16 protein-coding genes, 1 tRNA gene and 1 other RNA gene are annotated in these 19,586 nt (G+C 51.9%); 9 read left to right on the top strand and 9 right to left on the bottom strand.

The window, feature by feature from the left end:
- Nucleotides 1-7: 7 nt before the first annotated feature.
- The 3 genes from dppB to WHR59_RS01010 form a co-directional block, all read right to left on the bottom strand.
- On the bottom strand, nucleotides 8-1,027 hold the full coding sequence (dppB, locus tag WHR59_RS01020; RefSeq protein ID WP_003837733.1) for a dipeptide ABC transporter permease DppB: 1,020 nt from the start codon (nucleotides 1,025-1,027) through the stop codon (nucleotides 8-10).
- Between the two features lie 166 nt (nucleotides 1,028-1,193).
- Nucleotides 1,194-2,801, bottom strand: coding sequence for a dipeptide ABC transporter periplasmic-binding protein DppA (gene dppA, locus WHR59_RS01015; protein ID WP_043018669.1), 1,608 nt, complete (start codon nucleotides 2,799-2,801; stop codon nucleotides 1,194-1,196).
- Nucleotides 2,716-2,952, bottom strand: a complete 237-nt coding sequence (locus WHR59_RS01010; protein WP_162267364.1) for a hypothetical protein — start codon at nucleotides 2,950-2,952, stop codon at nucleotides 2,716-2,718. Before WHR59_RS01010 ends, dppA begins: the two co-directional genes overlap by 86 nt.
- 563 nt (nucleotides 2,953-3,515) lie before the next feature.
- Between WHR59_RS01010 and WHR59_RS01005 the strand changes: the two genes are divergently transcribed.
- Both WHR59_RS01005 and WHR59_RS01000 read left to right on the top strand, forming a co-directional pair.
- Nucleotides 3,516-4,877, top strand: coding sequence for a hypothetical protein (locus tag WHR59_RS01005; RefSeq protein WP_338843531.1), 1,362 nt, complete (start codon nucleotides 3,516-3,518; stop codon nucleotides 4,875-4,877).
- Between the two features lie 323 nt (nucleotides 4,878-5,200).
- Nucleotides 5,201-6,562 carry a hypothetical protein gene (locus WHR59_RS01000; RefSeq protein WP_338843530.1) on the top strand — a complete coding sequence of 454 codons (1,362 nt, stop codon included), beginning with the start codon at nucleotides 5,201-5,203 and terminating at the stop codon, nucleotides 6,560-6,562.
- A gap of 73 nt (nucleotides 6,563-6,635) precedes the next feature.
- Here the strand turns inward: WHR59_RS01000 and WHR59_RS00995 are convergent.
- The 5 genes from WHR59_RS00995 to WHR59_RS00975 form a co-directional block, all read right to left on the bottom strand.
- Nucleotides 6,636-6,767: non-coding RNA, RtT sRNA (locus tag WHR59_RS00995), on the bottom strand.
- Nucleotides 6,768-6,801: 34 nt separating this feature from the next.
- Nucleotides 6,802-6,878, bottom strand: a tRNA-Pro gene (locus WHR59_RS00990).
- Between the two features lie 91 nt (nucleotides 6,879-6,969).
- On the bottom strand, nucleotides 6,970-8,664 hold the full coding sequence (gene eptB, locus WHR59_RS00985) for a kdo(2)-lipid A phosphoethanolamine 7''-transferase (RefSeq protein WP_080625973.1): 1,695 nt from the start codon (nucleotides 8,662-8,664) through the stop codon (nucleotides 6,970-6,972).
- 211 nt (nucleotides 8,665-8,875) lie between these two features.
- Nucleotides 8,876-10,078 (bottom strand): L-lactate MFS transporter, encoded by a 1,203-nt coding sequence (locus WHR59_RS00980; RefSeq protein WP_047407984.1) that lies wholly within the window; start codon nucleotides 10,076-10,078, stop codon nucleotides 8,876-8,878.
- Between the two features lie 251 nt (nucleotides 10,079-10,329).
- Nucleotides 10,330-11,031 carry an autotransporter outer membrane beta-barrel domain-containing protein gene (locus WHR59_RS00975; RefSeq protein WP_181230973.1) on the bottom strand — a complete coding sequence of 234 codons (702 nt, stop codon included), beginning with the start codon at nucleotides 11,029-11,031 and terminating at the stop codon, nucleotides 10,330-10,332.
- Nucleotides 11,032-11,190: 159 nt separating this feature from the next.
- On the opposite strand from WHR59_RS00975, the gene tag reads away from it, so the two are divergent.
- Both tag and WHR59_RS00965 read left to right on the top strand, forming a co-directional pair.
- On the top strand, nucleotides 11,191-11,760 hold the full coding sequence (tag, locus tag WHR59_RS00970; protein ID WP_003846107.1) for a DNA-3-methyladenine glycosylase I: 570 nt from the start codon (nucleotides 11,191-11,193) through the stop codon (nucleotides 11,758-11,760).
- Complete coding sequence (locus WHR59_RS00965; protein ID WP_047407975.1) at nucleotides 11,750-12,190, top strand: N-acetyltransferase; 441 nt, start codon at nucleotides 11,750-11,752, stop codon at nucleotides 12,188-12,190. Before tag ends, WHR59_RS00965 begins: the two co-directional genes overlap by 11 nt.
- On the opposite strand, the gene WHR59_RS00960 is transcribed toward WHR59_RS00965, so the two are convergent.
- Nucleotides 12,159-14,492 carry a molybdopterin guanine dinucleotide-containing S/N-oxide reductase gene (locus tag WHR59_RS00960; RefSeq protein WP_338843529.1) on the bottom strand — a complete coding sequence of 778 codons (2,334 nt, stop codon included), beginning with the start codon at nucleotides 14,490-14,492 and terminating at the stop codon, nucleotides 12,159-12,161. The genes WHR59_RS00965 and WHR59_RS00960 overlap by 32 nt on opposite strands.
- Nucleotides 14,493-14,651: 159 nt before the next feature.
- On the opposite strand from WHR59_RS00960, the gene WHR59_RS00955 reads away from it, so the two are divergent.
- From WHR59_RS00955 to WHR59_RS00935, 5 genes are all read left to right on the top strand, one after another.
- Entirely contained in the window at nucleotides 14,652-15,314 is a 663-nt protein-coding gene (locus WHR59_RS00955; RefSeq protein ID WP_043018678.1) for an OmpA family lipoprotein, read from the top strand.
- Nucleotides 15,315-15,418: 104 nt separating this feature from the next.
- Nucleotides 15,419-16,435: a LacI family DNA-binding transcriptional regulator gene (locus WHR59_RS00950; RefSeq protein ID WP_047407969.1), complete on the top strand. Its 1,017-nt coding sequence runs from the start codon at nucleotides 15,419-15,421 to the stop codon at nucleotides 16,433-16,435.
- Nucleotides 16,436-16,534: 99 nt separating this feature from the next.
- On the top strand, nucleotides 16,535-17,284 hold the full coding sequence (locus tag WHR59_RS00945; protein ID WP_043018680.1) for a sugar phosphate isomerase/epimerase family protein: 750 nt from the start codon (nucleotides 16,535-16,537) through the stop codon (nucleotides 17,282-17,284).
- Between the two features lie 3 nt (nucleotides 17,285-17,287).
- A complete protein-coding gene (locus tag WHR59_RS00940; protein WP_043018681.1) occupies nucleotides 17,288-18,226 on the top strand; it encodes a sugar kinase in 939 nt (312 codons plus the stop codon).
- A 64-nt stretch (nucleotides 18,227-18,290) separates the two neighbouring features.
- A complete protein-coding gene (locus WHR59_RS00935; RefSeq protein WP_003827389.1) occupies nucleotides 18,291-19,571 on the top strand; it encodes an MFS transporter in 1,281 nt (426 codons plus the stop codon).
- Nucleotides 19,572-19,586 lie beyond the last annotated feature (15 nt).

Here is a 19,586-nt window from a genome sequence, read left to right as displayed (position 1 = left end):
TGGCCCCTTACTTCTTATGCCGAATACGCGGGTTCACCACGCCGTACAGCAGGTCTACCAGCAGGTTGACGAGAATAATCATCGTCGCGACCAGCAGCACTCCGCCCTGCACCACCGGATAATCACGGCGTTGCAGCGCATCGATCAGCCAGCGCCCCAGCCCCGGCCAGGAGAAGATAGTTTCGGTCAGGATCGCCCCAGCCAGCAGCGTACCGACCTGCAGGCCGATTACGGTTACCACGGGCAGCATCGCGTTACGCAGAGCGTGAATGATGATGACGCGCATACGGGTCAGACCTTTGGCGCGCGCGGTGCGAATGTAATCCTCGCCCAGCACTTCCAGCATCGATGAACGGGTCATACGCACAATGACCGCCAGAGGAATGGTACCCAGCACCATCGCCGGCAGAACCATATGCGCCAACGCATCAATAAAGTTGCCCTCTTCCCCCCAGATGGCGGTGTCTATCAGCATAAAACCGGTGAGGGGATTGGAGTCATCAAGGAACACCATGTCGCTCACCCGACCGGAAACCGGCGTCAGGTTCCACTGCACGGAAACCAGCATGATCAGCATCATGCCCCACCAGAAGATCGGCATGGAGTAACCGGTCAGCGCCAGGCCAACAGCGGTGTGATCGAAAATAGAGCCGCGCTTCACGGCAGCAAGTACACCCACCGGAATACCCACCGCAACGGCGAAAATCATCGCACAAACGCCGAGTTCCAGCGTTGCTTTAAAGCGAGGTACGAACTCTTCCCATACCGGTAAGCGGCTTTTCAGCGAGATACCTAAGTCACCATGCATAACCCCCCAGATATAGTGGAGGTACTGCTGCCACATCGGTTTATCCAGACCGAGTTCAGCCAACAGTTGAGCATGACGCTCAGGGGAGATTCCACGTTCACCCGCCATGATCATTACCGGATCGCCGGGGATCATATGGACGAAGGCAAAAGTGAGAAGAGTGATACCGATAAACGTGGGGATGACGAGTCCCAAACGTCGGAGAATGAACTGCAACATAACCCGGATTCTCTCTAATGACGCACGGCCTGGAACCGTGAGTCTGTATTGCTCACAAATCTTATCCCACGCAAACTGCATCGCGGGTAAAGCATTACGCCGGATGGCGCTGCGCTTATCCGGCCTACACAATACCGGGGCGCAGCGCTTCCTTAATTGCTTTTAATTATTCGACAGAAACGTTTTCGAAGTGGTGTTTGCCTAATGGATCAACCACATAGCCTTTCACTTCTTTACGCACTGGTTCGTACACGGTGGAGTGAGCAACAATCAGAGCCGGAGCCTGATCGTGCATAACTACCTGCGCTTGCTTGTACAGTTCAATACGTTTGTTGTGATCGTCAGTCGCACGCGCCGGCTGAATCAGGTCTTCAAACGGCTTGTAGCACCAGCGAGAGTAGTTGGAACCGTCTTTCGCTGCCGCACAGCTGAACAGGGTGGCGAAGAAGTTGTCCGGATCCCCATTGTCACCGGTCCAGCCCATCATCACCGCCTGATGCTCACCCGCTTTGGCGCGTTTCAGATACTCGCCCCACTCGTAGGTCACAATTTTGGCCTGAACGCCAATTTTCGCCCAGTCGGCCTGAACCATCTCCGCCATACGGCGAGCGTTCGGGTTGTACGGACGCTGTACCGGCATCGCCCACAACTCAACGGTAAAGCCTTTATCCTGACCGGCTTCCTTCAGCAGCGCTTTGGCTTTCTCAGGGTCGTAGGTGTAGTCTTTAACGTCGTCGTTATAGCCCCACATGGTCGGCGGGATCAGGTTCTTCGCGGCGACGCCAGCGCCCTGATAAACCGCTTTAATGATCGCTTCTTTGTTCACCGCGTAGGTCAACGCCTGACGGACTTTCACGTCATCAAACGGTTTCTTCTCGGTGTTGAAAGAGAGGTAGCCAACGTTCAGACCGGCCTGCTCCATCAGGTTGATGTTTTTATCCTGCTTCATGCGCGCGATGTCTGCCGGGTTCGGGTACGGCATCACCTGGCACTCGTTCTTCTGCAGCTTGGCGTAACGCACGGAAGCGTCAGGCGTAATGGAGAAGACCAGACGGTCGATCTGCGGCTTGGTGCCCCAGTAACCTTCGAATGCTTTATACAGAATACGGGAGTCTTTCTGGTACTGCTGCAGCTGGAATGGACCGGTACCGATAGGGTTCAGATCCACTTTCTCCGGGGAACCGGCTTTCAGCATGTTATCCGCATATTCTTTGGAAAGAATAGAAGCGAAGTCCATCGCCAGGTCAGCCAGGAACGGTGCTTCCGGGCGAGTCAGGACGAACTGAACGGTTTTATCGTCCACTTTTTTCACTTCGGCGATCAGATCTGGCAGACCCATCCCTTCGAAGTATTCATAGCTGCCGCCGGACACTTTGTGGTACGGATTCTGGGCATTTTTCTGACGATCGAAAGAGAACACCACGTCATCGGCGTTTAAATCGCGCGTCGGTTTGAAATCTTTGTTGTCTTGCCACTTCACGCCCTGGCGCAGGTGGAAGGTATAGGTTTTACCGTCTTCGCTGATTTCCCACTTCTCAGCAAGGCCCGGGATGACTTCAGTTGTACCCGTTTTGAACTCAACCAGGCGGTTATAGATCGGTACGGAGCTGGCATCATAGGTGGTGCCAGAGGTGAAAAGCTGCGGGTTAAAGCCTTCAGGAGATCCTTCTGAACAATAAACCAGAGTTTTAGCCTGTACGCTTGCTGCGACGGTCATGGCCACCAGGCTCAGACCAAGCTTCAGCATCCCTGACTTCTTCAAGGAAATACTCATTCTTCTGCTCCAAATGTGATGTTTGTTGTTTTACCCTTTGCAGTGGGTTTGCACCGCCTGGCCTTTTTTGTTTTTTACCCGGCCGGGTCGGCGTTAAGAGGATGGGGATTCCGTTCACATAAGCGACTGAGTTGCAGTGCGGATTCTCCATGAAATGCCCCTCATGCCCTACAATCTGTCAACAGAATGTGTAAACGTCAATAAGGGAGCCTTGATTTACGCGGAGGATGAGAAATCCCGAACAAAGATAAAAAAAACATTTCTGAAACATTTCCAGCAGGGAAATTTATGCTACGCCCTCTGACTCAGCATAAAAAACCAAACATATTGCAACACTTAGAGTATAAATTTTACGCAGATTATGAAAAATAACTCACATTTTGCTGAATATGTGAGCATGACCTTCTGTGAACGTTAAAACGCACAGGTGAAAATGCTACTTTCAGACATAAGTTCAGACACCTTTCTCAGCGCAAGCTCATACATAAAATCAATAGAAGATGTCACAAAATGGCACGTTATCCTCACTAGCCGACATCATCTCCTCTCGTAAAATCTCACAGCATCATTGAGGGGATGGCGTTCCGCTATAAATATATAAATAAAGCCATTTTTATCTAATGTGATTTCATTCATTGCTGTTACCTCCATTAAATTTGATTCACGGCCAACAATCCGCCGTATCCGAAATTAAATATGAAATGGAGAAATACAATGAGTGACATGATTTTTTATACTGAACCAGATTTCCAGGGAGAAAGCCTGACTATTGCAAGCCATGACAACGTTGAAGTATATGCTCTAACAAAATGGACTTATCGCTCAGTAAGACTTAATAATAACAAGGCTATGATTAGCGCATCATATAACGACTTTGATCCTGTCAATCAACAAGAAAATTTCATGAGTGAAGATATCCGTGATTTAGCGGACACTATTCATGTGAAGGATTCTTTATCATCAGTCACGGTTTTTAACTTAAACAGTGATGATATCATTGTCAGTATGGATGCGCACTGCGACATGCGAGGATTGAAAACAAACATTGATAGTGAAGCAAAACAACCACCTCTGTTCGATTCGTATTGCTTTGAAAAATACACTACAGATGCTATTTCAGGCACGCTCGCTATTTTAAACCCAGTGACGTTACTTTCCTCAGATGTATATCTGACCTGTGAATCACATTCAATTTACTCAGTCGGCAGTATTGGTACAGGTTATGGAACAGCAACTACCGCGACGATTACGTACTCTCCGGAAACAAAAGATGTTGTCGTGACACCTGCGGCTAAACAAGTCTCCGTTACCGTAGAAAAGGTGGATGAACATCACTTCCTTGCTCATTTTGTCTATGACTGCGGGATCTACGATCATTGTATAATGCATCCTGAGGAGGATTATCGTGGTTATAATGCTATCACTCCTGAAGATCAGTTTTCTAACGTCAGAAATGTAAGCGGTTCCTGGAACTATAAATCTATGGAGATTATTTCAGACTCTAATTATAAAACATCATGGCTTTGGACAGATTACCCTGCCGGCGGCGATGGATATGACATGAGTCAATATCGCAGCTTTACAACATCAACTTCCTTACCTCGATTCAATAATATTTTTGACAGCGGTAGCTCAAATCAAGTGTCATTGGCGTATAGCGCAGGCGGAATTCCGGTGTTATTACGCCTGACAAATACGGATGCTTCCGCAAACTGGAAAGATTTTGTCATTGAAAGCTACTTTAACACCGAAATGTTCACCGTCCGTGTCCCCATTGAATATCATACTTTCTGTGCCAATAACCCAGATGCTGCACAACCCGGTATGGTATGCGTGGTAAATGAGAGCAACCTTCATCAGGATTTTAATACCTGCTTACTTCGGTATGGCTCTCTGAGTACTGATGGTGCGACCGTCACTTGGGCAGGAGAAACAACGCTTAACATTGAATATGCTTCCACTGATACTCTGACCCTTTCGCTGGGTAGTGAGGCCCCAGCAGACTGGGTGATTACAGCCGTAACACGCGGTGACGACTGCTGGTACGTTGATCTGAGCGGCTCTGTTCCTGCCTGACAGGCAATAATCTCCTTTTATAAGACGACAAAAGCCTCATCGATTCTCTGATGAGGCTTTTTTATGCTTTCAAACTTATCTTCAGTTCGCATTATAAGGGGCAAGACCTGAGTGAAAATTGTCGCGTTGGCCTCAACAGCCGACATCAACATCTCCCATTAAATCCTACAGCATCATAGAGGAAGTTGCCTTTTTCTATCAAAATTATAAATAAACCGATTTTTATCTGATGTGATTTCATTTAACCCTGCTTTCTCCATTAAATTTGATTCGCGGTCAACAAACTGCCGCATCCACAATTAAATATGAAATGGAGAAATATAATGAGCGATATGATTTTTTATACTGAGACCAATTTTCAGGGCACATCCATTACCCTGCCAGTGCATAAGGTATTAGATGTCTTTGAGTATGGTATCTGGGCATTTCGTTCGGTTAAGGTAAACGGGAATAAACTTTTTCTTCAGAGTATTGATGCTGTTCAGGAAAACGAATATGTTGTCCCTTACCGTTCAGAGCTTTTTATTAATGAGGATGTCAGCGACCTGACCGTACTGACAAATAATATTGAGAACTTATCTGGCGTTTTTGCAATTTCCCTACCTGAAAATGAAATTATTGTCAGCATGGATGTGACTAACAAACTCAATAACTTCAGGACATCTATTGATTCATATGTTTCGTCATTATCACGTATTGACACTGAATGTTACTTTAATCACACCCAACAAAACATCCCTGGCGTGATGGTTTTTTTGAACCCAGAAACGCAGCTTTCTGAGTTCACCTCACTGACTGCCGAGGCCACGACAGCCAAATATCCCGATGGCTGTCAATCCAGTTACGATAAACTAGCCAGCGTTACCGTCACTTATTTACCTGAGTCAGAGACGATTACCTTAACGCCAGATGTTAGTGTATTGCCCTATACAATTGAGAAATTAAGTGACAACCATTTTATTGTTCACTATGAATATATTGTGGAAAACTACAACCATAGTTATTTTTACGATCAAGAGGAATATCGCGGTGACATGGCAGTTTTAAGCACTCAGTTCAGCGTGAATTTAAAAGATGATGCAAATAACTGGCTGTACCAATCAGCATCAATTTTTAGTACAGCAAATTCACCGCTGTTTTTTTTCACAACACCTTACCCTACAGATGGCGTAGGTTTTGACTTCAATGAGTTCCGCAATTTAATCACCAATACAGGTGTGGATAATATTCCTGTCGCATTAAACCATACTTCCGCTGCTGTAACCGCAGTTTATACAAGTAATGCCGTGCCGGTTTTTGTGCGCCTGACGAACACAGTAGACGCCGATAACTGGAAAGGTTTTGTCCTCCAAAGCGAGTTTATTACCGATCTCATCCAATTCGACCAGCGAGATTATTCCTCATTTTGCATGAGCAAACCGGATACCCAGCCAGGCTTGCTGTGCATTGCCCCCTATAGCGCCTCTAAACTTGATTACCATGAATGCAACCTGCGTTATGGTTCGCTGAGTGAGGATGGCTCGACCGTCACCTGGACCGGCGACTGCGGGCTTATCATCGAAAATGCTTCAACCGATGAATTAAACGTTTCACTACTGAATGCCCCGGCTGACTGGGAAATCACAGCGGTAACGCGCGGTGATGACGGCTGGTACGTTGATCTGAGCGGTTCAGCCGTTGCCTGATGGCGTTTCTCTTATCAGGCCTGGAAATGCCACTAAAGCAAAAAACCCTGCTCGTTGAGCAGGGTTTTGAATTTGGTCGGTGATAGAGGATTACTCGCCACTGCGTGGCTCGCCCTGCGGCCGTTGCTGACGCAACGTTCTCTCACTACGCTCGAGTCGAACCTCTTGCCCCCGGAGGTTCTCATCCTCGTGGATTCCTGAATGCAAAAAGCCCGCTCAAAGAGCGGGCTTTTCTAATTTGGTCGGTGATAGAGGATTCGAACCTCCGACCCCTTCGTCCCGAACGAAGTGCGCTACCAGGCTGCGCCAATCACCGAATGCGGGGCGCATCTTACTGCTCAGCAGCGCGCCCGTCAATCCCTTAGCATCAAAATGCCATTTGATCGGTGAGAAAGTCAGCAGCCCAATTACTGAGCCTTAACCTTCTTCGCGTCCGGAATGCGGCACCAGTTGTTATTCTCGTTAATACCGCCATTTGGCGAGGTATAACCGAGGCAACCCAAAATAGTGTCGTACAGTTCCACATGACGACGCGGCACCTTCATATCAGCTTCTTGCTTCAGATGTGCAAACGCCTTCGCATGGTCTGGGTCTTCCAGATATTTGTCTGACATCCACACCAACATAGGAACGCGGAACTGCTCTGGCGGCGCCATTTTACGCGGCGTACCGTGCAGGTGCTCACGCTCGTTAATCGACTCACCGTGGTCGGCGGCGTAGAACACAATCGCTTTCTTATCGCGCAGTTGATCGAACACTTTGGTAATAAAGTGATCAACATAGGTTACCGAGTTATCAAACGAGTTGATCATCTCGGCCTTCGAGCAGCCGCTATCAACATTGACGCACTCCGGCTTCCACTGCGCATATTCGCGGGTGTAGCGCTGAGTGTAGTTAAAATGCGAGCCTTTGGTGTGCAGAATAATCAGATGCTTGTCACCATCTTCATTATTCTGCAAAGACTGCTGCATCTCGGTAATCAGCAGCATATCGTCAACGTTTTTGCCACGGTTACGCGGCTCAGCGCCAATCTGCTCACGGTAAGCGATGTTCTCCGCCATGGTATTACTGTAGAACCACATCTCGCTTTGCATCGCGTAGAGGTCGGTCTTGAACCCTAACTGGCTGAGCACAGCAAAGACGTTTTGTTCTTTCAGGGTACGCTGCGGGTTTTCTTCCGCCCCGCCCTGACGTACAAACATACAGCGCAGCGAAAGTTTAGTTGCCGTATCGCAGGAATATCCCCGGAATGCGGCCAGATTTTTCTCCTGGGCGAGTCTTGGCGTAGTATTGCGCTCATAGCCAAAAATCCCCATATGATCCCAACGCGTGGTTTCCCCGATAATAAAGACCACATAGGTGTCGTCGAGATTTTTGGGCGCAACGTAGGTGAACTTCTTCGCCGGGTTCATCAGCGATTTGTTGTCTGAAGATTCATCCACCTGTGCCCAGGCGTACAGACCCAGCGCTGAGAGCCAGTTTGACGGCAAATAAGAGTTCGCCACAACCCCGCCATAGCTGGGTAGATCGATCCCCGTTTCACGTTCAACGCTTCTCTGTTGCATGCTCAGCAGGCGAATCGGCGCCCATACCAGCAGGCCAGCTAACAATACTACCCCCACGCTACGCCATCTCATACCCGGTGTACGAATCTGTCTCATCAGGGTATAGCGGCAGCGGTTACTCCAGATCAGCACCAATGGGATAATACTGACCGAAACCAGCCACACGATGAAATGCCAGCCGACGACTTCTTTCGATAAATCAATATCCGTGGTCATAACGGAGGCGATAATGCCGTAGCCAATTACCACGTTCAGGAAGGTCATATAATAACTGGCGCCGGCAGAACACAGCACCACAAAGGTTGCCAGCACACGCCAGGCGCGTCGGCCAAATAACGAGAGAAGTCGGAGTAAAAAGAAGGTCACCAGCACAGTGCCGGCCAATTCAACAACCGCGGAGAGTCCTTTCCAGACGGTAAACTCGTGCGCATATCCACTAAAGCGACGGAAAAATACGGCACAGTTCATAAACAAACCGATATAGATTGCCAGCAAGAAACTGAGTTTCTGCTGCGTCATCGACTTAATGTATCTCATGCAAACAAACCCTGGAAATCGGGATAAAAACACCCTGTGCAGCGATCAATCAGACCGGACAGAGGAAAAATGCGACAACAGCAGAAGTGAAATGTCTACGGGCGCGGGTAAGTAGACCACAGGAGGGAGAAAAAGTGCTTATAGAGAATGAAAATGGCGCATATATTTTTGTAAATATATGCGCCAGGTATTAATCAGACCACTAATAGGTTTAGGCGTGTGCCTCGGTGTAGACGCTACGTTGTGGCTGACGAATAGTGGTAGAAAGCGCCAGCGAAATGATTAACAACGCAAAGATAACGCAGAAGGTCACAAAGAACCCGCCAAACAGCGAGGCGATAATGGAACCGCAAATACTGCCAATACCGAAGCCCAGGTAGATAACACCGTAGTTTTTAGCCAGGTTATTCAGACCGAAGAATTCGCTGACCAGTGATGGGAACACGGTGATGGTGCCGCCAAAGTTAAATGCGACACAGGCAATCGCCATAAAGAAAGTGACGTCATTCAGCGGCGCGAACAGCAGAGCAGCCATACCCACCAGCGAAACGACCTGGCCAATGGTGATAACGCGAATACGGGAGATTTTATCGGACAGAATCCCCAGCACCAGACGGCCCGACAGGTTCGCGATAGAAATCACGGTAACCGCATTTGCCGCCGTTGCCACATCCATATGCGCCAGGCTTTGTGCGATATCTTTCGCCACGCCAATCACATACAGGCCGCTCATACACGCCGTCAGGAACATGACCGCCAGCATCCAGTACTGCGGTTTACGCATGGACTGCGCCAGGGTGAAGTCATTCTCGACCACGCCATTTTTCGTTTTCACTTCCTGATTCGGCGCATCTTTCATCAGCGTGGAGCCAAAGACGATCATTACCAGCACAATCGCGCCCCAAATCATGAAGGTTTTTTCCAGGCCTACGGTACTCAGTAACTGGCTATCGATAAATTTAAAACCGAGGCTGCCAAGGCCATAAGAACCGATGGCAAAGGCGGAAATCAACCCTTTACGCTCCGGGAACCATTTTACGCAGTTGGAAAGCGTTAACAGGTAACCTGCACCATCCGCCAGACCAACCAGCACACCGGCGCTCAGCCACAGCATAATCAGGCTGTCGGAGTGGGCGGTTAAGAAGAAGCCGACGCCGAGTAAAACACCGGAGGCCATGGTGACGCGTTTCACGCCAAAACGTTCCTGCAGCTTGCCGGCAACGGAAGAGGAAATCGCCAGCCCAAGGCTCAGCAAGCCAAAGGAAAAGGCAACCTGGCTCACTGGCGCATCAAGCTTAGAAGAGAGTGCGCCATTAAACAGGCTCCAGGTATAAACAGAACCTAAAGCAAATTGGGTAATAATGGTGCCGATCAGAGTCAGCCAGCGGGTACGCTGATAATCAGAAGTTTTCATGGCAGTCTTCCTGCATAAACAAAATGGGAAATTCTCTGCCAACAACCATACCGAAGCGCTTTTATGAGCAGGAGAAAACGGCATGAAATGCCGCCAGGACGGAATGAAATGCCTGGATTGTGGAATGAATGACGAGACAAAAAGTCGGGTTACTGAATTTTATCGCATGAGTTAGTACACGCTATCGCTGAGGCGCGTGTGATTGTTGATCTCGATATGTAACAGAGATGTTTTTCTGATGATTTTTTACGTTAAAATTTGGCGCTCACACCCATGGTGTACATATAGTCGCTGTTGTTGGTGCTATTTTCCGCCTGCGAGAGCGCCGCATAAGCCGCCATGTGCGGGTTCAACAGCATGTCTGCACCGACGGTAACATCCAGCCAGTTACCGTCCTGACCCGCCGCCGTCATGCGGCTTAAGCCCGACTGCGCTTTCCAGATATTCTCGCCAAACTGCTGGTTATAGCTGATTTGCGCCCACGGTCGCACATCACCGAACTGGGAGTTCACTCGCCAGCCTAACGTGCTGACGCTGGCATGCCACAACGGATCGTTCTGCGCTATCGACGTCGCGCTATCGCCAAACTCGTTGTAAGTAGACGTGGTTGAACCGTCATAATGCAGCGCGGCAACCGGACCGGTTGTCACCTGCCTTGAAAGCGGGAAGTTCCAGCCCATACTCATGCCGCTGGTCGCCTCCATAGGCGTCTCAGCCGCCAGATTCACCACGGGCCCCGCTACGTTTTGAGTGGAGCGAATACGTTCTTCCAGAATGTCGTTATAACGTGGTTGGTGATCGCTGTCCCATGTATAACGTTCAGCCGTATGCCCTGACATCGCATCAACGATATATTCTTGTTGCCAGCCATATGCTGTATTGATGGACAGCGCACAAACTATGACGCTCGCCAGAGTTAACCTTTGGCGACCACTACTGTTTCTTATAATCATCAACGCGACTCCAGAAAAGAGCCGAATTCGGCGATATTATTGTCATTGTGTGAAGGATATCGGGCCCATCAGGCCCTGTATTAAATATTGTCTTTTTAGCTGGCGCGTCAAGGCGGGCCGAATGAAATTTTTACGCCAGTAAAAACAGCGAGGAAGAATATGCAGCGTTGCGGATGGGTCAGCCAGGACCCACTTTACATTGCCTACCACGACAAGGAATGGGGCGTCCCCGAAACCGATGGCAAAAAGCTGTTCGAAATGATCTGCCTTGAAGGCCAGCAGGCCGGATTATCGTGGATTACCGTACTAAAGAAACGGGAAAATTATCGCCACGCCTTCCACCATTTTGACCCGGAAAAAGTGGCGGCCATGACTGAAGAGGATGTGGAGAGGCTGGTACTGGATGCTGGCATTATTCGCCATCGCGGAAAGATTCAGGCCATTATCGGCAACGCTCGCGCCTTTTTGACCATGGCGCAAAACGGAGAGTCGTTTAGCGAATTCGTCTGGTCATTTGTTGATAACCAACCGCAAGTGACCCGCGCCGCCAACCTGAGCGATATCCCCACCTCAACGCCTGCGTCAGACGCGCTGTCTAAAGCGTTAAAAAAACGCGGGTTTAAATTTGTCGGCACCACCATTTGTTACTCCTTTATGCAGGCGTGCGGCCTGGTCAACGATCATGTCACCAGTTGCATCTGCTATCCGGGAGAACAACATGATTCGTGAATCAAAGGCTGACGATCTACCGGCGATTCTGGCGCTATGGATGGAAAGCACAATCCATGCCCACCCGTTTATCGAAGAGCGCTACTGGCGCGAAAGTGAATCCATCGTGCGTGATGTTTACCTGCCCGCCGCGCAAACCTGGGTGTGGGAAGAAGAAGGCGAGCTCAAAGGCTTTGCCAGCGTTATTGATGACCGCTTTCTCGGCGCGCTGTTTGTCGCGCCTGCCGCCATCAGAAACGGGATCGGCAAAGCGCTGGTGCAGCATGTGCAGCAGCGCTTTTCGATACTCAGCCTTGAGGTCTACCAGAAGAACCAATCGGCGGTGAACTTCTACCATGCACTGGGTTTTCGCATTGAAGACGGCGCATGGCAGGAGGAAACTCACCATCCCACGTGGATTATGGGCTGGCAGGCGGATCAAACGCCGTAAGGGTCAACGTTGGTCCGCTGTATTTTTCGAGCCACGCCAGCGCAGTGTTGCCCGCGCAGCCATTCCCCAGCTTCGAGCTGGGGAGATCTTTGGTCAGCACGTTGACGGCGCCATTTTTACAAATACCGTTAGCAGCGAGATCCAAATCAGGCCAGGCGCCTTCATGAATACAGATGACGCCAGGTTTAATACCTGCCGACACCACCGCTCCCGCCAGTACTTGTCCTCGCAGATTCCACACCCTGACCGTGTCGCCATCCACAATGCCGCGCGCGTGGGCGTCCTGCGGGTGGATCGTAACCGGCTCACGATCCGCTACCGCATACCGTTCGCGCAACGCGCTGTAGTTAAGCTGGCTGTGCAAACGGTGCGCCGGATGAGCGGAAAGCAACTGTAACTGCTCCGGCTCTGCGTTACCGAACCACTCATCAGGCTCCAGCCACATCGGGTGTCCCGCACAGTCTGCGTAGCCGTAACCGGCAATCCTCTCACAGTAGATTTCAATTTTTCCGCTGTCCGTTTTCAGCGGATGCGCCTGCGGGTCGCGGCGAAAATCCGCGAAACGGATAAACTGCGCGCTGGCGGCGTTTTCTGGCATTTCGATCAGGGCGTTGCGCTGCCAAAACTCGGCGAAAGGCGGCAATGTCACCTGCTGACTGGCCCCGCGTTGCCCGGCAATATTGTAAAAGGTCTCCAGCCACGCCAGTTCGCTTCTACCTTCGGTAAATCGGTCATATCCGCCTTTTTCCCAGCGTTCACTCAGCTCGGCAAAGACATCAAAATCATTTCTCGCTTCGTCCTGCGGCGGTACGACCAGCTTCATTGGCACCAGATGCTGGTTGCTGTAATCGCCGGTCATGGTCAAATCATTACGCTCAAACGACGTTGTCGCCGGCAGCACGATATCGGCATGCTTCGCTGCGGCAGTCCAGAAACATTCCGAGATAACCACCAGCTCCGGTTTCTGCCAGGCGCGAATTAAACGGTTGGTGTCCTGGTGATGAGTGAAGTTAGCGCCGCCCGCCCACCACAGCATGCGGATGTCCGGGAAATGGCGGTCCATTCCATTATGCTGGTAAAAACCGCCGGGGTTCTCCAGCGCGTCGACAATACGCGCCACCGGGATTTTATCCACCGCGTCGGTGCCGCCTTTAATGCTGCCCTGCATTGAGGCCAGCACCGCAGACCGGCGCGTTGGGTTGCCGCCGTTGGCAAAATGGTACGACAGCCCAAAGCCACCGCCTGGCGTGCCGATTTGTCCGAGCATGGCGGCCAGGGTGACGATCATCCAGTGCTTCTGCTCGCCATACTGCTGGCGCTGCATCCCCCATCCTGCCATCAGCATGGTGGTGTTTTGGTGAAATATCGCCGCCAGCTCACGTATTTTCGCTGCCGGAATGCCACAAATGTCGGCTGCCCACTCCGCCGTTTTTGCAACATCGTCAGATTTACCCAGCAGATAGTCGGCAAAACGGGCATAACCGGTCGTGCACCGGGCGAGAAAGTCCTCGTCGTGCCAGCCGTTTTCCACCAGCGTATGCGCGATACCCAGCATCAACGCCACGTCAGTCCCCATATGCGGGGCGATCCATTCCATCTTATCGCCAAAGAAATCGACGCTTTCCGATCGCATCGGATCGATACAGATCAATCGTTTCCCGCTGTCGCGTAAAGCCGCAAAGTAAGCGATCCCCTGTTCGTCAGAAGCGTTCCAGGCAATCTTCAGGGTATTCAGCGGATTGGCGCTCCATAACACCACCACCTCGCTGTGCTCCAGCACCACCGGCCAGCTGGTTTGCTGCTGGTAAACTTCGTTGCCGCCCACCACGTACGGCATGATGGCCTGCGCAGCCCCCGTCGAGTAATCCCCCAGATGCCCGGTATAACCGCCCGCCAGCGCCATATAACGCTGTAACAGCGTCGCGGCTTTGTGTAACACGCCGTTGGAACGCCAGCCGTAGGAACCAGCAAAAATCGAGGCCGGGCCGTAGCTGTCACGGATGCGTTTATGCTGCGTATGGATAAGATTTAGCGCGTCATCCCAACTGACGCGAACAAATTCATCCTGCCCGCGCACCCCCTGTGGGTTATCCGGCGAGGCGAGAAAGCCTTTACGCACCATCGGAAAACGTACCCGCGTTTTACTGTGAACCTGGTCGCGCACCACGGTTTGCAAAGAGTTGGGATGGGTGCCAGGCAGCGCGCCACGCGAGGAGAAAACCGTCTCCCCATCGGTTTCGACAAGGACTGGTCCCCAGTGAGCGGCGGTTAATACCGAGTAATGTGCGGGTGAATTAGCCAAGATGGTGCTCCTGAATGCGATGTGACGGCTTATTTATTATGCCGTTCAATGTTACTTACAAATTTCAGAGTCTTCCCTGGAATTTTCTTCATGTTCACACGTCATAATCAACCGCCACGGTCGCTGTGGCAAAGAAGAAAAAGTCATTAAGGAATTAAGATGAAGAAACGTGTTTTTGTTATTGCTGCCATCGTGAGCGGCGCCCTGGCGGTTTCTGGCTGCACAACAAACCCTTACACCGGCGAACGCGAAGCGGGTAAATCCGGCATTGGCGCGGGTATTGGCTCTCTGGTCGGCGCGGGCATTGGCGCACTCTCTTCTTCGAAGAAAGATCGCGGCAAAGGCGCACTGATTGGCGCAGCGGCTGGCGCGGCCGTTGGCGGCGGTGTCGGCTATTACATGGACGTGCAGGAAGCAAAACTGCGCGAAAAAATGCAGGGAACCGGCGTCAGCGTGACGCGTAGTGGCGATAACATCATTCTGAATATGCCAAATAACGTCACCTTCGACAGCAGCAGTGCCAACCTGAAACCTGCTGGTGCCAACACCCTGACCGGCGTAGCAATGGTACTGAAAGAGTACAATAAAACCGCCGTCAACGTGCTGGGCTTCACCGACAGCACCGGCAGCCAGGATCTGAATATGCGTCTGTCGCAGCAGCGCGCGGACTCCGTCGCCAGCGCCTTAATCACTCAAGGGGTCGCGGCTAACCGTATCCGCACTCAAGGTATGGGCCCGGCAAATCCGATCGCCAGCAACAGCACGGCAGAAGGTAAAGCGCAGAACCGTCGCGTAGAAATCACCTTAAGCCCACTTCAGTAACGTTTTGTGCCGGGTGAAGACAGGTCGAATCCATCCGGCATGAAGCACTTGCCATCGTTGATTTTCGCGTTAAGGTGTTGTCACCAAACTCAGGGAAATCAGCGATGAGCAAATCAACACGAGCAACCATCAGCGATGTGGCGAAAGCCGCAAAAACCGGCAAGACCAGCATTTCACGTTATCTCAACGGTGAAAAGCACCTGCTTTCCGACGCGCTGCTGGCCCGCATTGAACAAGCCATTGCCGATCTCGACTACCGCCCCAGCCTGATGGCAAGAGGCCTGAAACACGGTCGTACCCGCCTGATCGGCCTGATCATCGCCGATATTACAAATCCCTACTCCGTCAACGTGTTAAGCGGTATTGAAGCCGCCTGTCGCGATAAGGGCTTTACCCCGCTGGTGTGTAACACCAACAACGAAGTGGATCAGGAGCTGCATTATCTCGACCTGCTGCGCAGTTACCAGGTCGAAGGAATTGTGGTCAACGCCGTCGGGATGCGCGAAGAGGGGCTGAACCGCCTGCAGCAGTCTGCGCTGCCGATGGTGCTGATTGACCGTAAAATTCCCGATTTCGCCTGCGATATGGTCGGGCTGGATAACACCCAGGCGGCAACGGTTGCCACCGAGCATCTGGTCGAGCAAGGTTTTGAAGCCATCCTGTTCCTCAGCGAACCGCTGGGCATGGTGAATACGCGCCGCGAACGTCTGAGCGCTTTTCGCGCCACGCTCGCGCAGTACCCCGGCGTTATCGCGCAAAATGCCGAAGTCCCGCTAACGGACAATACGCAACTGGATGACACGCTGCGCCAGTTCCACCAGCAGCATCGGGGCATGCGTAAAGCCGTTATCTCCGCCAATGGCGCCCTCACGCTACAGGTTGCCCGCGCCCTGAAGCGCATTGGCCTTAACTGGGGCAGCGATATCGGCCTGCTCGGTTTTGACGAACTGGAATGGGCAGAGCTGGCGGGCGTCGGTATTACCACATTGAAACAACCCACCTGGCAGATTGGCTACACTGCCGTTGAGCAGGTTGTAAGCCGAATTGATGGCGGCTCTTCTGCCATTCAGGAACAGGTCTTCTCCGGCGAGCTGATCGTGCGCGGCTCTACCGCCCGTTAAATTACCTTCGTGATGGTGATCATAAATTCGACATCCCAGGCTTTTCTTTGGAACCGGTTCCATCTAGCGTTATTACAACAACGCTAGTCTGGAGTTTCCATGAAAAGAAAAATTATGGTGGTCACCGCCGCTTACGGCCAAGACCAGGTGCGGGCCGCAGGCGGACAAACGGCATTATTGCCTATCATTGCCGAAGCCGGTGCTGACGGCGTTGAAATCCGCCGCGAGTTATTAACCGATGCCGAGCTGAAAACGCTCCCTACGATGGCTTCTGCTATCGAAATCTTCGGCCTGCTGGCCTGTTACTCAGCGCCTGAGCCATTGTTCCTTGCGAACGGTAACCTCAACCCCCAACTTCCCGCGCTACTTGAAGAAGCGCAGGCCCTGCAGGCGCTGTGGTTAAAAGTCTCCCTCGGCCATTTTTCCCATACCGAACAGTTCAACGTTTTACGCGAATGGCTCGACAACAGCGGAATGGAGCTGGTTGTTGAGAACGATCAAACCGCCTGCGGACGCCTGCAACCGATGCAGCGCTTTAACGAAGCCTGTCAGACGCAAAACCTGCCGATATCTTTAACCTTCGATATGGGCAACTGGCTGTGGGTGGGCGACTCCCCGGAAGAAGCAGCACAAAACCTGGCGTCAACCGTTGGCTATATCCATGTCAAAGCCGCTGTCACACATCGCGACAGCTACCGCGCCGTACCGCCAGATGCAGCAGACTCGCGCTGGATGGCGCTGCTAAAAACGCTGCCCAACGACGTCCCGCGCGGCATTGAGTTCCCCCTGGAAGGGCAGGATCTGACGGCGGTTACCCGCCACTACGTCGAGCTGTTACGCGAGGAGTAACGTATGAAAAATTCACTGGATGTGGTCACTATTGGTGAAGCGATGGCGATGTTTGTCGCCACGCAAACTGGCGAACTGGCGGATGTGGAGCAGTTTATCAAGCGCGTTGCAGGCGCGGAGCTTAACGTGGCGACCGGTCTTGCCCGTCTGGGCCTGAAGGTCGGCTGGGTGAGCCGCGTTGGCAACGACAGTTTTGGCCGTTTTATCGTTAAGTCGCTGGAAAAAGAAGGGATTGATGCGCAGGGAGTCACCCAGGACGGGCGTTACGCTACCGGCTTTCAGCTTAAATCTAAGGTCGAAAATGGAACCGATCCCATTGTGGAGTATTTCCGCAAAGGTTCCGCTGCCAGCCGCCTCAGCGTTGAGGATTACCACGAGGCCTATTTCGCCAGCGCGCGCCACCTGCACCTGAGCGGCGTAGCAGCCGCGCTTTCCTCCAGCTCTTATGAACTACTGGCGCATACCGCCCGCACCATGAAGGCCCAGGGGAAGACCATCTCGTTCGACCCGAATTTGCGCCCAGTGCTGTGGAAAAGCGAAGCCGAGATGGTGGAAAAACTGAACCGGCTGGCATTTCAGGCTGACTGGGTTCTACCCGGGTTAAAAGAGGGCATGATTTTAACCGGTCAGCAAACGCCTGAAGCCATCGCCGACTTTTATCTGCGCCATGGCGTGAAGGCCGTGATCGTTAAAACCGGGGCTGATGGCGCCTGGTACAAAACTGCCAGCGGTGAACAAGGCTGCGTTGCGCCGGTAAAAGTCGACAACGTGGTCGATACGGTCGGCGCAGGCGATGGCTTTGCCGTGGGCGTTATCAGCGCCCTGCTCGAAGGCCGCTCGCTACATCAGGCAGTGACCCGCGGCAATAAAATTGGCGCACTGGCCATTCAGGTTCAGGGCGACAGCGAAGGATTACCCACACGTGAACAATTAGGGGAATAAATTCCCGGCCAACTCTGTACCCTACATACAGAGGCGGCGTAACAGCATAACCAGAGGGCAGTCTATGAATAGCTCAACTAATGCAGCAAAACGCTGGTGGTACATCATGCCAATCGTGTTTATCACGTATAGCCTGGCGTACCTTGACCGCGCGAACTTCAGCTTCGCCTCCGCCGCAGGTATCAACGAGGACCTCGGCATTACCAAAGGGATCTCTTCCCTGCTGGGCGCGCTGTTTTTCCTTGGTTATTTCTTCTTTCAGATCCCGGGCGCAATTTATGCCGAACGCCGCAGCGTACGAAAACTGATTTTTGTCTGTCTGATCCTCTGGGGTGCCTGCGCGTCGTTAACCGGGATGGTCAGCAATATTCCAATGCTTGCCGCCATTCGCTTTATTCTTGGCGTCGTTGAAGCCGCCGTGATGCCGGCAATGCTGATTTATATCAGCAACTGGTTTACAAAATCCGAGCGCTCGCGCGCTAACACCTTCCTGATCCTCGGTAATCCGGTCACCGTCCTGTGGATGTCCGTGGTTTCCGGTTACCTGATTCAGGCGCTGGGCTGGCGGGAAATGTTTATCATCGAGGGCTTCCCGGCCATCATCTGGGCATTCTGCTGGTGGGTGCTGGTAAAAGACAAACCGTCTCAGGTCGGCTGGTTGTCAGAATCTGAAAAAGCCGCGCTTCAGGCGCAACTGGAAAAAGAGCAGCAAGGCATCAAAGCCGTACGTAACTACAGCGAGGCTTTCCGCTCACGTAACGTGATCCTGCTGTGCATGCAGTATTTCGCCTGGAGTATTGGCGTCTATGGTTTTGTCCTGTGGCTGCCGTCGATTATCCGCAACGGCGGTGCAAATCTGGGGATGGTAGAGGTTGGCTGGCTGTCATCCGTACCGTATCTGGCGGCGACGGCGGCGATGATCCTCGTCTCCTGGGCCTCCGATAAGCTGCAAAATCGTAAACTGTTTGTCTGGCCGCTGTTACTCATTGCCGCTTTCGCTTTTATCGGCTCCTGGGCCGTGGGCGCAGACCACTTCTGGATTTCTTACACGCTGTTGGTTATTGCGGGTGCGGCAATGTATGCCCCTTATGGCCCCTTCTTCGCCATCATTCCGGAAATGCTGCCGCGCAACGTCGCCGGTGGGGCAATGGCGCTGATAAACAGCATGGGCGCGCTAGGTTCATTCTTTGGTTCATGGTTTGTCGGCTACCTAAATGGCGCAACCGGCAGCCCGTCCGCCTCGTACATTTTTATGGGGGTAGCGCTTTTTGTCTCAGTATGGCTAACTTTGATCGTTAAGCCTGCTAATAATCAACAGCTACCTATTGGCGCACGCCACGCTTAAATTTTAACTTACGGA

The organism is Citrobacter europaeus (assembly GCF_037482245.1).
GTDB classification, from domain to species: Bacteria; Pseudomonadota; Gammaproteobacteria; order Enterobacterales; family Enterobacteriaceae; genus Citrobacter; species Citrobacter europaeus.
Note: the sequence above shows the minus strand (reverse complement) of the source record. Positions and strands in the feature narration are given on the sequence as shown.

What these genes read in the sequence shown, in the direction of transcription:
- dppB (WP_003837733.1), bottom strand. Translation starts at nt 1,027, where the DNA reads ATGTTGCAGTTCATTCTCCGACGTTTGGGACTCGTCATCCCCACGTTT.
- dppA (WP_043018669.1), bottom strand. Translation starts at nt 2,801, where the DNA reads ATGAGTATTTCCTTGAAGAAGTCAGGGATGCTGAAGCTTGGTCTGAGC.
- WHR59_RS01010 (WP_162267364.1), bottom strand. Translation starts at nt 2,952, where the DNA reads ATGGAGAATCCGCACTGCAACTCAGTCGCTTATGTGAACGGAATCCCC.
- WHR59_RS01005 (WP_338843531.1), top strand. Translation starts at nt 3,516, where the DNA reads ATGAGTGACATGATTTTTTATACTGAACCAGATTTCCAGGGAGAAAGC.
- WHR59_RS01000 (WP_338843530.1), top strand. Translation starts at nt 5,201, where the DNA reads ATGAGCGATATGATTTTTTATACTGAGACCAATTTTCAGGGCACATCC.
- eptB (WP_080625973.1), bottom strand. Translation starts at nt 8,664, where the DNA reads ATGAGATACATTAAGTCGATGACGCAGCAGAAACTCAGTTTCTTGCTG.
- WHR59_RS00980 (WP_047407984.1), bottom strand. Translation starts at nt 10,078, where the DNA reads ATGAAAACTTCTGATTATCAGCGTACCCGCTGGCTGACTCTGATCGGC.
- WHR59_RS00975 (WP_181230973.1), bottom strand. Translation starts at nt 11,031, where the DNA reads ATGATTATAAGAAACAGTAGTGGTCGCCAAAGGTTAACTCTGGCGAGC.
- tag (WP_003846107.1), top strand. Translation starts at nt 11,191, where the DNA reads ATGCAGCGTTGCGGATGGGTCAGCCAGGACCCACTTTACATTGCCTAC.
- WHR59_RS00965 (WP_047407975.1), top strand. Translation starts at nt 11,750, where the DNA reads ATGATTCGTGAATCAAAGGCTGACGATCTACCGGCGATTCTGGCGCTA.
- WHR59_RS00955 (WP_043018678.1), top strand. Translation starts at nt 14,652, where the DNA reads ATGAAGAAACGTGTTTTTGTTATTGCTGCCATCGTGAGCGGCGCCCTG.
- WHR59_RS00950 (WP_047407969.1), top strand. Translation starts at nt 15,419, where the DNA reads ATGAGCAAATCAACACGAGCAACCATCAGCGATGTGGCGAAAGCCGCA.
- WHR59_RS00945 (WP_043018680.1), top strand. Translation starts at nt 16,535, where the DNA reads ATGAAAAGAAAAATTATGGTGGTCACCGCCGCTTACGGCCAAGACCAG.
- WHR59_RS00940 (WP_043018681.1), top strand. Translation starts at nt 17,288, where the DNA reads ATGAAAAATTCACTGGATGTGGTCACTATTGGTGAAGCGATGGCGATG.
- WHR59_RS00935 (WP_003827389.1), top strand. Translation starts at nt 18,291, where the DNA reads ATGAATAGCTCAACTAATGCAGCAAAACGCTGGTGGTACATCATGCCA.